Genomic DNA, 12,678 nt, shown 5'->3' with positions numbered 1-12,678 from the left:
ATGAAGAATCGCAGGCTTTCACGGGTTTCGAAAGGGGTGGCTCCGGACGTTGGGATTCTGGCGATTTGGACGGGGGAACCGGGAAACGGGGCTCGAGATCGGGGGGGTGCACCTCGGCGAAAGGCCCTGGCTGGTGTTGGGAGGCGGGGGGCTCAAGGGGCTCGCACACCTGGGCGTCTGGCGCGCTCTCCAGGAGCGCGGCTTCGTTCCCGAAGGAATTCTCGGCACGAGCATTGGCGCGCTCGTGGGGGCGAATATTGCCGCCGGGAGGCCCCTCAAAGAGATGGAGGTCGAAGCCCGGTCGCTCGAGCGTGGGGACATTGCGCGCCTCCAACGGCGCGCGCTCTGGCTGAACGGGATCCGCGCATCGTCCCTCTACCACGGTGAACCACTGCGCGACTACCTGGCGAAGGTCCTCCCGCGGGGGGGGTGGAAGTCGCTTGTCACGCGATTTCAGACGAACGCCGTCGAGCTCGGCACCGGCCGGATGGAGTGGTTCGGGATCGGCGCCCGAACCGACGTCTCCCTCCTCGACGCCGTCTATGCCTCGACGGCGCTTCCCGTCTTTTACCCTCCCGTTCGCCTGGTGGGCGGGGTGTATCTGGACGGCGGCGTGGCGGATGCGCTCCCCATCACGCGGGCGGCGGAGCTCGGCGCCACGGGGATCGTGGCCGTGGATGTCGGCGCGGGTGAGCGGGTGGACTCCGAGAAGGTCGTCGGCGGAGGGATGATCGCCGTACACGAGCGCGTCTTTTCGCTGATGGCGGGCCGGCGGCGGCGCGAGGGTGTCGCGGGCTGGGAAGGGCCTCCCCTCCTCTACATCCGCCCGAAGCTGGACGGGTACGGGGGCTTCGATTTCGAGCGGGTGGGCGAATTCCTCGAGCTGGGGCGGGTGGCCGGGCTCGAGGCGGTCGGAGAGGCCGGACGGGAGTCCCCGGCCGGGGCGAGCTGACCGTTCGGTCGTGCCAAGTCAGGGCTCCGCGATCTCCCGCACAAGGCGGTCGATCCGGCCCCTGACCTCGCTGGACGGAAGATTCGAGCCGTTCGTGAGGATGCTGAAGACCAGCTCACGCCCCCCCGCCGTTACGACGTATCCGGAGAGGGAATTCACATGGCGGATGGTCCCCGTCTTCGCGAAGACCCTTCCCTCCATCCCCGGAAGGCGCGACTCCAGCGTGGAGTCCTCGACGTCCGGCTGAGCCAGCGAGGCGCGGAATTGGGCCCCCCAACTTTGCTCCCGAGCGAAGTCGAGGATTCGAACGACCGCGCGGGGGGTGAGGAGGCCGTTCGCCGTGAGCCCGGATCCGTCCCGCACGTCGAGGTCGAGCGGCGAGACCCCGACCTCCTCTTCCAGGTAGGCGACCGCCGCCTCGAGCCCGGCCCGCCAGCTCCCCTCACCCCCGTGCTCCGCGCCGAGCGTGCGGAGAAGCTGTTCGGCCGACCAGTTGTGGCTCTCGGAAAGGATGAGCCTCGCCACCTCGCGCAGAGGGGGAGACCGGATTCCCGCGACCCGGCGCGCCGCTGGACAGGACGGAATCGTCGCCGACCGGCACCCGGCCTCCAGGAGGGCGCCCGCCTCCCAAACGATCCGCGACTCCCCTCCGACCTCCACACCCCCCTCTTCCAGGGCGCGCTGGAGCGCGTCCCAGGCGAGGCGCACCGGGTCCCTCTGGGGCACCAACACGCGGAGCGAGTCGCCGGTGGGAACGGACCCCGTCACGACCCACCGCCGGGACTCCGGAAGGAACGCTCTGTCCACGGAGGGAAAGGTTCCCGGCGGCGTCGTCTCGATCCGACCCTCGACGAAAGCCCGGCCTCCCCACGGCTGCCACGAGAGGGTCGCGGGTTCTCCGACGATGGAGGCCCCGCGAATCCAGATCTCGAGGGCCCCTTGCCGCACCGCGAAGACCCCGCCCGTCGCGCCGGCCATCCCGGCGACATCCTCGAGCATCCAGGTGCCGGGTGCGGTGGCGGAGTCCCAGGCCGAGGCGTCGAGCACGAGCCCTCCCTCGATCCGGAGGACCCCGGCGGCGCGGAGGGAATCCACGAGGGCGGTGAGCGCTGCTTCCGGAGGGTCGTAAAAGGGCGCACCAAGAGTCGGATCGCCCGACCCGACGAGGACGAGATCGCCCCCGAGCACCCCCTCCTCGGTGGCATCGGTGGCGTAGAAGGCCGTGTCCCAACGGTAGTCCGGCCCGAGGAGCCCGAGCGCGGCGGCCGTCGCCGGAAGCTTCATGTTCGAAGCGGGAATGAAGTGCACTCCCGGATTCCTGGCGTAGAGCGTCGCGCCGGAGGCCGCATCCCCGACGAGGATTCCCCAATGCATCCCGTTGAAAGGAGGTTCGGCCAGCAGAGCGTCCACCCGCTCGGCGAGGGAGGGAGGTCCGGCCGGTTCCGGGGCGAGGCCGGAGCCGCTCCCCGCGGCACCGCACCCCGCGAGAGCCAGAAGCGCCGCGCCCGGGATGAGGTCCCGGATCCGCAAGCGAAGTCGGGCGGTTCGGGAATTCGACACGCCTAGTCCTCGTGGGGCTCCAACGTCACGGCGGTCCCATAGCAGAGGAGCTCGGCGGCCCCGGAGACGACCTGCGAAGTCTGGAAGCGGACGCAGATCACCGCATTGGCGCCGAGCATCTTGGCGTCTTCGATCATCCGGTCGACGGCCTGCTCGCGGGCTTCGGCAAGCATGCTCGTGTACTCGTGGATCTCGCCCCCCACGAGGTTTCGGAGGACCGCGAGGATGTCCTTCCCCAGGTGCCGGGCGCGGATCGTGCTTCCTCGCACCATTCCATAGGTGCGCACGACCTTGAGGCCGGGGATCTCGCTCGTCGTCGTCAGGATCATCGGGGCTCAGCGCTCCACGTGCCGGTAGGGATCCGTCAGGTACTCGCGGTAACGATCGTGGATCACGGTCGCGAGAAGGGTGAGGACGCCAATGACCACGGCGCTCGTAGCGACTTTCTCCAGGGAGGAAACGGTGGAGGTAAAATAGACGTAAACGACGTGAACGGCCCATGCGAGAGCGCCCGCCCCGAGCAGGATCCACCCAATCGGCCGCGCGAGCCGGCGGTTGACCCGCGACCAGATCGAATCGCGGAGCTCCCTCCGGTCGAATGAGATTCCCGAAAGGTCTTCGTGGAGAGTGTGGTAGAGGGCGAGCTCCCGCCGGAGCTCCGTCGAAGCGGCGAGCGCCGCGTCCACGTTTTTCCGCTCTTCCGGAGGGAGCTCCCCGTCGAGGTAACGCATGAGCGTTTCGTGCGGGACATCCGTGTCCGTCGTTCCGTTTTCCGGCACCGCTCCGGTGCCGATCGGTTCATGAGTCACGGGTACCTCACCCCCATCTCGTCTAAGGTTTCCTTCAGCGCTTTGCGCGCGTGAAAGAGCCGGCTCGCCACCGTGCCTTCGGGGACCTCGAGGACCGACGCGATCTCCTGATAGCGGAGTCCCTGGAGCTCCTTCAATACGAGGACTTCCCGCTGATCCTCCGGAAGCTGTTCGAGCGCCGTCCAGAGGACGCGCCGCGCATCGGAGCGCGCCTGGTGCCGAGCGGCGCTTCCGGGCCCCGTATCCGGCCGAAACTCGAGAAGCCCGTCCTCCACGACCTCCATCCGGAACCGGGCGCGCCGGCTCCGGAGCATGTCGCGGCACTGGTTCCGGAGAATCTGGAAAAACCAGGGGCCGAATGCCCGCCCCGAATCGAAGCGGTCGAGGGATTGATACGTTTTCACGAAGGCTTCCTGGAGTGCGTCGCGCGCATCGTCCGCGTTTCCCATCATCCCGAGGGCGAGCCGGAGTCCCTGAGGTTCATAGGCCCGGACCAGGGGTTCGTAGAATCGGGTGTCTCCCGCCCGGCATCTGTGCACCAACTCGCGTTCTACTTCTGGCTGCAATGACTCTCCTTCTTTTCTGGAGAAGCACCACACGAGGGTCACACTGATGCTGATTACGTACCGGCCATCAAAATCCTTCGACCGCCTCCCCTACCGCGGCCGCGGCATGGCACCGAAGATAGGGGTTATGGCGCAGCCCACCTACGATCTCGAAGTCCCCGTGGCCGAACTCGGCCGGGGAAAGGCTTCCTCGGAGGCCGAGGCGCTCCGCGCCGAGATCCGCCGGCACGATCGCCTCTACCACGTGGAAGACGCCCCCGAGATTTCGGATTCCTTGTTTGACCGCCTCTTCCAGCGCCTCAAGGAGGTCGAGGCGGCGTTTCCCGACCTCGTCACTCCAGATTCCCCGACGCTGCGCGTGGGAGGCGAGCCGCGGGACGATCTCCCGGCCATAGAACATGTCGTCCCGATGCTCTCTCTCGACTCGACGAACGATCCGGCCGAGCTCCGCCGCTTCGACGAGAGGGTGCGAAAGGGGGTGGAGGGGGGAGCCGTCGAATACCTCCTCGAGCCGAAGCTGGACGGCGTCTCGATCGAACTGGTCTACGAGCGTGGAGTGCTGTCGCGGGGGGTGACGCGGGGGAACGGGCGGGAGGGGGAAGGGGTCACCGAAAACGTGCGGACGATCGCTTCCGTACCCCTCCGCCTTCGCGATGAGAAGCGCCCCGTTCCCGAGTTCCTTTCGGTCAGGGGAGAGGTGCTCACATCGCTCCCGGCCTTCGAGGCGCTGAACGAATCCCTCCTCGAAGAGGGGAAAGAGCCCTTCGCCAACCCGCGGAATTCTACGGCCGGCGCGCTCCGCCAGCTCGACTCTACAATCACCGCGCGCCGCCCGCTCGACTGCCTCGCCTACGACATCCTCGATGTGCGCGGGGCGAACTTTCGAACCGACAGCGACGGGCTCGAGGCGCTGGAGGCGTGGGGGTTCCGGGTCCCGGAGCGCGTGGAGGTGGCGCGCGACGCCGACGAAATACTCGATTACCACGCCCGGTACGAACGGGACCGCGACAAGCTCGACTACGAGATCGACGGAATCGTCGTGAAGGTGAACGAGCTCGACGCGCGGGCCGACTTGGGGAGCACGTCGCGGCACCCGCGGTGGGCGTTCGCACTCAAATTCGAGCCCCGGAAGGAGGTCACGCGGATCGATCGGATCGCGGTGCAGGTCGGGCGCACCGGCGTTCTCACCCCGGTCGCTCTCCTTCGCCCCGTCGAGGTCGGTGGCGTCACCGTGTCCCGGGCGACGCTCCACAATCGGGAGGAACTCGAGCGGAAGGACATTCGCGAGGGGGATCTCGTCCGGGTGCAGCGGGCGGGGGACGTGATCCCGCAGGTCGTGGAGGTCATTCCCGAAAAAGGACGCGTCAGGGCCGAACCCTTCCGGATGCCCGAAGCCTGTCCGAATTGCGGGACGCCGGTGCGGATCGAGGGGCCGCGCACGTATTGTCCCAACCGCTTCGGCTGTTCGGTGCAGCTGAAGGCCCGGATCACCCACTTCGCCTCCCGGGACGGGCTCGACATCGAAGGGCTCGGAGGGGAAACGGCCGCCCTCCTGGTCGAGAGGGAGCTGGTGCGCGACCTCTCGGACCTCTTCGACCTCACGACGGAGATGCTCTTCCCCCTTCCGGGCTTCGCGGCGAAATCGGCGGAGAAGCTGGTCGCCGCGATCCAGGCACGGCGGCACACCGAGCTTCGGCGGTTCCTCTACGGCCTTGGGATCCCCGAAGTGGGGGTCGCGGTGGCCCGGGACCTCGCCCTCCACTTTCGCGACTTCGAGCGCTTCGGGGAGGCGGACGCGGATGAGCTGCAAGGAGTGCCCGGGGTCGGACCGAAGATGGCGGAGCAGATCCTCGGCTTCTTCGCCGAGGCGCGAAATGCCGCGGCCATTGCCGCGGTGCGCGGGAAGATGGAGTCTCTCGCCGTTCCCGCCGCCGGTGCGGGTGAGGGGCCCTTCCAGGGGAAAAAATTTGTCTTCACGGGGGGGCTCGACGCGATGCCTCGCTCGAGGGCGAAGCGGCTGGTGGAAGAGGCTGGAGGGCAGGCCACTTCGGCTGTGAGCGTGGACACGGACTTCGTCGTGGCGGGTGAGGCTTCCGGCTCCAAGCTCGAAAAGGCGAGGGAGCTCGGGGTCGCGGTGCTAGACGAAGAGGGCTTCTTCGCTCTCCTTCGCGACGCCGGAATCGAGCCGTGAGGAGAGGGGAGCACCGCATGGAAAACATCGAGATCGCGACACGGCTGGAGGAGCTCGCCGACCTCCTGGAAATCAAGGGTTCGAACCCCTTTCGCATCCGGGCCTATCGGAATGCGATCCGTCTCATCCGGGGCCTGACCCGGCCGCTCGCCGAGATGGTCGCGAACGGGGAGGATCTCGAAGAACTCCCCGGGATCGGCGAGGACCTCTCGGGGCAGATCCACGAGCTGCTCGACACGGGCGGGATGGAGCTGCTCGAAGAGGTCGCGAAGGAGGTCCCCCGGGAGCTCGCGGTCCTCACCAAGATCGAGGGAGTCGGTCCGAAAAAGGCGAAGAAGCTCTGGAAGGAGCTCGGCGTCACCTCCGTGGATCGCCTCGAGGCGGCGGTGCGGGACGGGCGGGTCGCGGAGCTCGAAGGGTTCGGAAAAAAGAGCGCCGAAAAGATTCTTCAGGCGATCGAGGGGTTCCGGAAACACCAGGGACGTTTCCTGCGGGGAGAGGCGGGGGAAGTGCTGCGCCCTCTCCTCGACCACATGGAGAAGGCGAAGGGCGTCACCCGCCTCGACGTGGCCGGGAGCTTCCGGCGGGGGGTCGAGACCGTGGGGGACATCGATCTTCTCGCCGTCCTGCAAGCGCACGAAAATGCGGGCGCCGCGCGCTGGGTGATGGATCACTTCACGGGGTACGCCGGCGTGGAGCGCGTGGAGGCGTCCGGCGAGACGAGAGGACGGGTCGTGCTTCGTTCGGGTCTTCCCGTGGATCTCCGTGTCCTCTCCGAAGAGAATCACGGTGCGGCACTCCATCACTTCACCGGGTCCAAGGAGCACAACGTCCAGATCCGCACCATCGCTCGGGAACGCGGGCTCCGCGTCTCGGAATACGGGGTCTTTCGTCTCGAGTCCAGAGACGGGAAAGGCGCCGCGAAAAGGGAGTCGAAGGGCGTGGAGGACGAAGCCCGGGCTCCGGAGGGAGAACGGATCTGCGGGGCGACCGAGGAAGAGGTCTTCGAGGCCGTGGGACTCCCCTGGATTCCTCCAGTGCTCCGCGAAGGCCGCGGGGAGATCGAGGCCGCCCGGGAGGGACGCCTTCCCCAGCTCGTCCAACTCTCCGACATCCGCGGGGACCTCCACATGCATTCGACCTGGAGCGACGGACGGGACTCCATCGAGGCGATGCTGCGCGCTTGCCGCGAGCGCGGCTACCAATACATGGCGATCACCGACCATTCCCAGGCGGTGACTGTCGCGAACGGGCTGACCCCCGAACGGCTGCGGGAGCAAGCGGCGGAGGTGGCGGTGGTCCGGGAGGCGGTCGAGGGAATCGTCGTATTCCACGGGTGCGAGGTGGACATCCTGAAAGACGGATCGCTCGACCTTCCCGACGAGTCGCTCGACCTGCTCGACATCGTCCTCGTGGCCGTCCACTCTCACTTCCACCTCGATCCCGCCGCGCAGGCCGAGCGCGTTCTGAAGGCGCTCGCCCATCCAGCGGTGGACGTCCTGGTGCATCCTACCGGGCGACTCCTGGGCCGCCGCGAGCCCTATGGAATGGATGTCGAGGCGGTGCTGGAAGGCGCGCGGGAGCATGACGTCGCGGTGGAGTTGAACGCGAATCCGAGGCGTCTCGACCTGCACGACAGGCACCTCTTTCGGGCGCGGGAGTTGGGGCTTCTCGTGAGTGTCGGGACGGACGCGCACCGGACGGACACGTTGGGTCAGATCGAACCCGCCCTCCTCCAGGCGCAGCGGGGATGGCTGGAGCCGCGGGACGTCCTAAACGCGAAACCCCTCGAGGAACTGAGACGGTGGCTCTCCCGAGGGGAATCGAATTCGCGCGGGAATTCAACGTGAGGGGAGCCGGGGATGGACGATGCTGATTCCGACTCTTTTCCTCGTCGGGGGGATCGGGCTCCTCTGGGTCGCGGCCGAGTGGCTCATCCACGGTGCCGCCTCGCTCGGACGCGCGGCGGGAATTCCCTCGATCGTGATCGGGCTCACCGTCGTCTCGATGGGAACGTCCGCGCCCGAGCTCGTGGTGAGCGCCCTGGCCGCGCTCCGCGGGAGCCCGGACCTCGCCGCCGGGAACGTCTTCGGATCGAACCTCGCGAACATCGGGCTCATCCTGGGGCTCGCCGCCCTGATGAAGCCTCTCACGGTGGCCGCGCAGGCGGTGCGCCGCGAAGTCCCCTGGATGCTCGCTGTCACCCTGATCACTTACCCCCTCATGCTCAACCTCCGGATGGGGCGGGTGGAAGGTTTCATTCTCGCTGCTCTCCTCTTCGTCTACCTTGTTTTCCTGATTCGGCTGGCGCGGCGGGAAGCGGCGTCGCTCCCCCCCTCGCGTCTTCCCGGAAGCGAGACGGCGGGAGCTGAGGCGGCGCTCGAACAGATGGAGGAGATGAATGTGGGAGGGAGCCCGGGGGCCGCGAGGGGGTCGGAGGGCGCCCACCCGAGACCCTGGGGAAGGGCCTCCGGGTTGAGGGCCCACCTCCCTTCCATCGCGCTCGTGATCGTCGGGGTCGCCGGGCTGGTCGTGGGAGGGAGGGGGATCGTGATCGGGGCGACGGAGGTCGCGCGGCTTCTCGGCGTCCCGGAGGTGCTCCTGGGACTCTCGGTGGTCGCGGTGGGCACCTCCCTTCCCGAACTGGCCACGACCGTGATCGCGGCGCTCCGCGGCGAATCGGATCTCGCCGTCGGGAATATCGTGGGTTCGAACATCTTCAACCTGACTTTCGTCCTGGGGGGGACCGCTCTCCTCGCGCCGATCTCGGTGAACCCCCTCCTCCTCCGCGTCGAGTATCCCGCCGTCCTGCTCCTTTCCCTGATCATCCTCCCGATGGCCAGGTCGGAGGGTCGGATTGCGCGATGGGAGGGTGTCCTCCTCCTCCTCCTCTACGTCGCCGCCTGGGTGTGGATCCTTTACGCACGCGCGGTCTTCGCGTAATTCTCAGGCGAATCCGCGCGCCGGGGGACGGCGAGGCTCAGCCGATGCCGTGCTTGGCCAGCTTTTCGTCGAGGGTGGAGCGATCGATCTTGAGGAGGCCGGCTGCCGCGTCGCGGTTTCCCCCCGCCAGGCCGAGAGAGGCCGCGAGAGCCTCCCGCTCGATCTGTTCGAGTGGCTTTCCGGTGGCCGGGATGACGATCATATCCGGGGCGAATTCGCCCTGGCCGGCGAGGGCGCGATGCTCGCGCGTCTGGATCTGGAGGTGCCCGATACGAATCCGTCCTCCGGAAGCGAGCCGGGCCGCGCGCTCGACGGTGTTACGGAGCTCCCGGACGTTTCCGGGCCAGGGGTGCGCGTAGAGAGCGGCGATCGCCTCGGGCTCGCAGTCGGGGGCCGGCACCCCGCGCTCCGCGCCCCACCGGTCCAGGAAGTGGCGGACGAGGATCTCGAGGTCGCGGCCACGCTTGCGGAGCGGCGGGAGCTCGACGGCGTGCCGCATGAGGAGGATGTGAAAGTCGGGCTGGACCGGCTCCTGGCTCCCTTCCGGTGGAGGCCAATTGCGTGAGGCCGCGAGAACCCGGCAGTGGAGCGCTGGGCTTCCCGGCTCCTCCCGAAGGAGATCGAGGAGCCGGCTTTGCAGGGTGGGGGGGAGGACCTGCACGTCGTCCAGGAAGACGGTTCCTCTCCCGGCGAGCTCGAGAATTCCAGGCTTCCGCTCGGTCTGTCCCGGAAGGGATCCGGCGGGAGCCCCGAAAAGCTCGGGCTCGATCAGCTCGGTGGGGAGGAGGGAGCACTGCACCGTCAGGAAGGGGTCGGCCGGGCTCGCCCCGCGGTAGTGGATGCTCCGGGCGAAGACCGTCTTTCCGGTTCCCGACTCACCCTGGAGGACGATGATCGGCGATCCCTCGCCGATGAGGCGGCGCACGGTCGAGAGGGCGTTGAGGAACTCCTGCGACTCTCCGACCAGGTCCGAGGCCGGGTCCGGTTGAAGCGCGACAGATTTCTTCTTCTTCACCTCTCCATCGTATCCGCCCCAGATCGCGGTCATTCGTCCGTCCTCTCGTTGGCTCGTCGGGCAGGCGCTCCACTAAGATATGGAGAATGCGGGGCAACAGGGTGGATCTCGTGCGCGAGGGCGCAATCAGCGCCGCCGCCGCCCGGATCCCAACACTTCCGGCGGGATGACGGAAAATCACACCCAGGGTGAGGCGGGGAGGGCGGTGCCCGAGCTCGGATCGCTCCTTCCGGCCGTCACCGGGCCCATTCCCGGGCCGGCTTCGCGTGCGCTCGGGGAGCGGCTGGCGGCAGTCGAATCACGCAACGTCACTTACACCGACGACGAGTGGCCCGTCTTCTGGCGCGCGGCGCGCGGATCCAACGTGCGCGACGCCGACGGCAACGTCTTCCTCGATCTCACCGGGGCATTCGGGGTCGCCGCCGCGGGACACCAGCACCCGCGCATCGTGGAGGCGGTGGTTCGGCAGGCGGCCCTGCTCGCGCATGGGATGGGAGACGTCCATCCCCCCGCCGCGAAAGTCGCCCTCCTCGAGCGCCTCGGGGCGTTGACCCCCTTCGAGGAACCGCGCGCCGTCCTCGCGTCCACGGGGTCGGAGGCGGTCGAGATCGCGCTCAAGACCGCGCAGCTCCTCACCGGGAAGGGGGGCGTCGTCGCCTTCCAGGGGGGATACCACGGCCTGACCCTCGGAGCTCTTTCCGTCACGGCGCGCCAGGCCTTTCGAGCTCCCTTTCGCTCGCGGATTCCCAAAAGCGTGTTTCACATTCCCTTCCCGGATGCCGGGCGCGACGGCCACTCCGGGGCGGTGCGGGCTCTCGAAGCGTTCAACGAAGCGCTGATCGAAGGGGCGGACCGCGGCGAGCCGCCCGGATGCGTCATCGTCGAACCGATCCAGGGGCGGGGGGGAATTCGCCTCGCGCCGCCCGGTTTTCTCGCAGCTCTCGCGGACCGTGCGCGGGAAGCGCGGGTCGCGCTGATCGTGGACGAGGTCTTCACCGGGTTCGGGCGGACCGGCTCCCTCTTCGCGTTTCAGGAGGAGGGGATCGTCCCCGACATTCTTTGCCTGGGGAAGTCGCTCGGGGGCGGGCTCCCACTCAGCGCTTGCTTGGGGCCGCGCGAGGTGATGGATGCCTGGCCCCCGTCCAAGGGAGAGGCGCTCCACACCTCGACCTTCCTTGGACACCCCCTCGCGTGCGCCGCATCCCTCGCCTTTCTCGATGTCCTGGAGGACGAAGGGCTCGTGGCGCGGTCACGCGCCGAGGGGGAACGACTTCTGGTGCGGCTGCGGGAGTCGCTCGGAGACCTTCCCCACGTTGGGGCCGTGCGCGGAAGGGGGCTCTTTATCGGGATCGAGCTCGTCCGTCCTCCGGAGCCCGGATCGGATCGGAGACCCGATCCCTGGGAAGGGGGCGGAGCCCGGCTCGCGAAAGAGGCGTTGCGACGGGGGCTGCTCGTGCTCGCCGCGGGTGACCGGGGGGAAGTCGTGGAGATTACGCCTCCCCTGACCATCAGCAGAACGCAGCTCGATTGGGCCGCCGCCACACTCGAGGAGCTCGTGGCGCGCATGCGGACCCGCTGAGACGGGCTCGCGCCACGCGAGCGCGGCGGATGGGCGGATGGTGGAAGTTTGCGTGCGCCGCGCACCCGCGGCGGCCGCCTACCCCGTGATCTCCTCACCCCCGTCCACGTTGATCACGTTCCCGGTGACCCAATGAGTCAATGGAGAGGAGAGGGCGACCGCCGCAGCCGCGACATCCTCGGGAGTCGTGAGGCGACGCGAGGGGTTTCGCGCGAGAGCGTGTTCGAGGAGGACGTCGCTCCCGGGAATCTTCCGGAGGGCGGGTGTGTCGGTGACGCCGCCGCGAAGCGCGTTGGCCGTGATCCCTCTCGGGGCGAGCTCGTAGGCGAGCTGCCGGCAGTGCGATTCGAGCGCGGCCTTCGCGGCGGAGACCGGGCCGTATGAGGGAATCGCTCGCGTCGAACCCGAGGAGGTCATCGCGAAGATCCGTCCCCCCCGCCCCATGAGCCCCCGGTTTACGATGGCCCGCGTCCAGTCCACGAGGGAGTGAGCCATCACGCGCACGGTCATGTCCATCTGGGCGGGCGTCACCGCCTCGTCCCCCACGAAGGGGCGGAGGGTCCCGAAGGCGAGGGAGTGCATGAGGACGCCGATGTCGTCGCCAGGAGAGAGGTGCGAGGCCATCTCCTCGACGGCGGCCTCCATCTTCTCGGGATCCGCCGCGTTGATGTTGAAGAAGACCGCCTTCCTCCCGACTGCGACGAGATCCGCTTTGAGCGCCTCCACCTTCTCCAGCCCGGGCCGCCGGTCGAGGTGGACCCCGAAGATGTGATAACCGGCCCCAGCGAAGGCCCGGGCGCACGCTTCACCGAATCCGCTGGACGCGCCGAGGACCAGGGCCCATCGTTGGGTTCCGGCGTCGGGAGCCATGCCATCCATTCCTTTGAGGGACGCGAAGGGAAGCGGCCGATCCTAATCGGTCCCCGCGGGGTATCCCGGATCGGAGCCCTGGAGGATCTCGGGGGAAGATAGAGGGGGGCCGGGCATCGCGGAACCGCCCGGCCGACGCGCGAGGCGGTGGGTCGGCCGGGAAGGAAATCGATAAGGAAATGGATCTCGAGAG

General features: G+C 68.2%; 11 protein-coding genes. 5 read left to right on the top strand and 6 right to left on the bottom strand.

The annotated features are described in order from the left end of the window. Positions 1-49 precede the first annotated feature (49 nt). Entirely contained in the window at positions 50-952 is a 903-nt protein-coding gene (locus tag WEG36_09520; GenBank protein ID MEX1257845.1) for a patatin-like phospholipase family protein, read from the top strand. Positions 953-970: 18 nt separating this feature from the next. Here WEG36_09520 and dacB read toward each other — a convergent pair whose 3' ends face one another. From dacB to WEG36_09500, 4 genes are read right to left on the bottom strand one after another with little or no spacing between them, the layout of a single operon-like run. Next, positions 971-2,512: a D-alanyl-D-alanine carboxypeptidase/D-alanyl-D-alanine-endopeptidase gene (gene dacB / locus WEG36_09515; protein MEX1257844.1), complete on the bottom strand. Its 1,542-nt coding sequence runs from the start codon at positions 2,510-2,512 to the stop codon at positions 971-973. A gap of 2 nt (positions 2,513-2,514) precedes the next feature. After that, positions 2,515-2,841, bottom strand: a complete 327-nt coding sequence (locus tag WEG36_09510; GenBank protein ID MEX1257843.1) for a YbjQ family protein — start codon at positions 2,839-2,841, stop codon at positions 2,515-2,517. A 6-nt stretch (positions 2,842-2,847) separates the two neighbouring features. Further along, positions 2,848-3,321 (bottom strand): zf-HC2 domain-containing protein, encoded by a 474-nt coding sequence (locus tag WEG36_09505; GenBank protein MEX1257842.1) that lies wholly within the window; start codon positions 3,319-3,321, stop codon positions 2,848-2,850. After that, the gene (locus WEG36_09500) at positions 3,318-3,887 is read right to left on the bottom strand and encodes an RNA polymerase sigma factor (GenBank protein ID MEX1257841.1); all 570 of its coding nucleotides are present in this window, start codon (positions 3,885-3,887) and stop codon (positions 3,318-3,320) included. Before WEG36_09500 ends, WEG36_09505 begins: the two co-directional genes overlap by 4 nt. Positions 3,888-4,014: 127 nt before the next feature. Between WEG36_09500 and ligA the strand changes: the two genes are divergently transcribed. Genes ligA through WEG36_09485 form a run of 3 tightly spaced genes read left to right on the top strand, consistent with a single transcriptional unit; the run spans position 4,015 to position 9,021 of the window. Continuing rightward, the gene (ligA, locus tag WEG36_09495) at positions 4,015-6,078 is read left to right on the top strand and encodes an NAD-dependent DNA ligase LigA (GenBank protein ID MEX1257840.1); all 2,064 of its coding nucleotides are present in this window, start codon (positions 4,015-4,017) and stop codon (positions 6,076-6,078) included. A 17-nt stretch (positions 6,079-6,095) separates the two neighbouring features. Then, positions 6,096-7,928, top strand: coding sequence for a DNA polymerase/3'-5' exonuclease PolX (gene polX, locus WEG36_09490; protein ID MEX1257839.1), 1,833 nt, complete (start codon positions 6,096-6,098; stop codon positions 7,926-7,928). A gap of 19 nt (positions 7,929-7,947) precedes the next feature. Continuing rightward, the gene (locus tag WEG36_09485; GenBank protein MEX1257838.1) at positions 7,948-9,021 is read left to right on the top strand and encodes a calcium/sodium antiporter; all 1,074 of its coding nucleotides are present in this window, start codon (positions 7,948-7,950) and stop codon (positions 9,019-9,021) included. A 37-nt stretch (positions 9,022-9,058) separates the two neighbouring features. Here WEG36_09485 and WEG36_09480 read toward each other — a convergent pair whose 3' ends face one another. Next, a complete protein-coding gene (locus WEG36_09480; GenBank protein ID MEX1257837.1) occupies positions 9,059-10,069 on the bottom strand; it encodes a sigma 54-interacting transcriptional regulator in 1,011 nt (336 codons plus the stop codon). A 133-nt stretch (positions 10,070-10,202) separates the two neighbouring features. On the opposite strand from WEG36_09480, the gene WEG36_09475 reads away from it, so the two are divergent. Next, entirely contained in the window at positions 10,203-11,615 is a 1,413-nt protein-coding gene (locus WEG36_09475; GenBank protein MEX1257836.1) for an aspartate aminotransferase family protein, read from the top strand. Between the two features lie 78 nt (positions 11,616-11,693). On the opposite strand, the gene WEG36_09470 is transcribed toward WEG36_09475, so the two are convergent. Beyond that, the gene (locus tag WEG36_09470) at positions 11,694-12,485 is read right to left on the bottom strand and encodes an SDR family oxidoreductase (GenBank protein MEX1257835.1); all 792 of its coding nucleotides are present in this window, start codon (positions 12,483-12,485) and stop codon (positions 11,694-11,696) included. Positions 12,486-12,678: the final 193 nt, after the last annotated feature.

This window comes from Gemmatimonadota bacterium (assembly GCA_040882465.1).
Lineage (GTDB): Bacteria > Gemmatimonadota > Gemmatimonadetes > Longimicrobiales > Gaopeijiaceae > JBBEBG01.
Note: the sequence above shows the minus strand (reverse complement) of the source record. Positions and strands in the feature narration are given on the sequence as shown.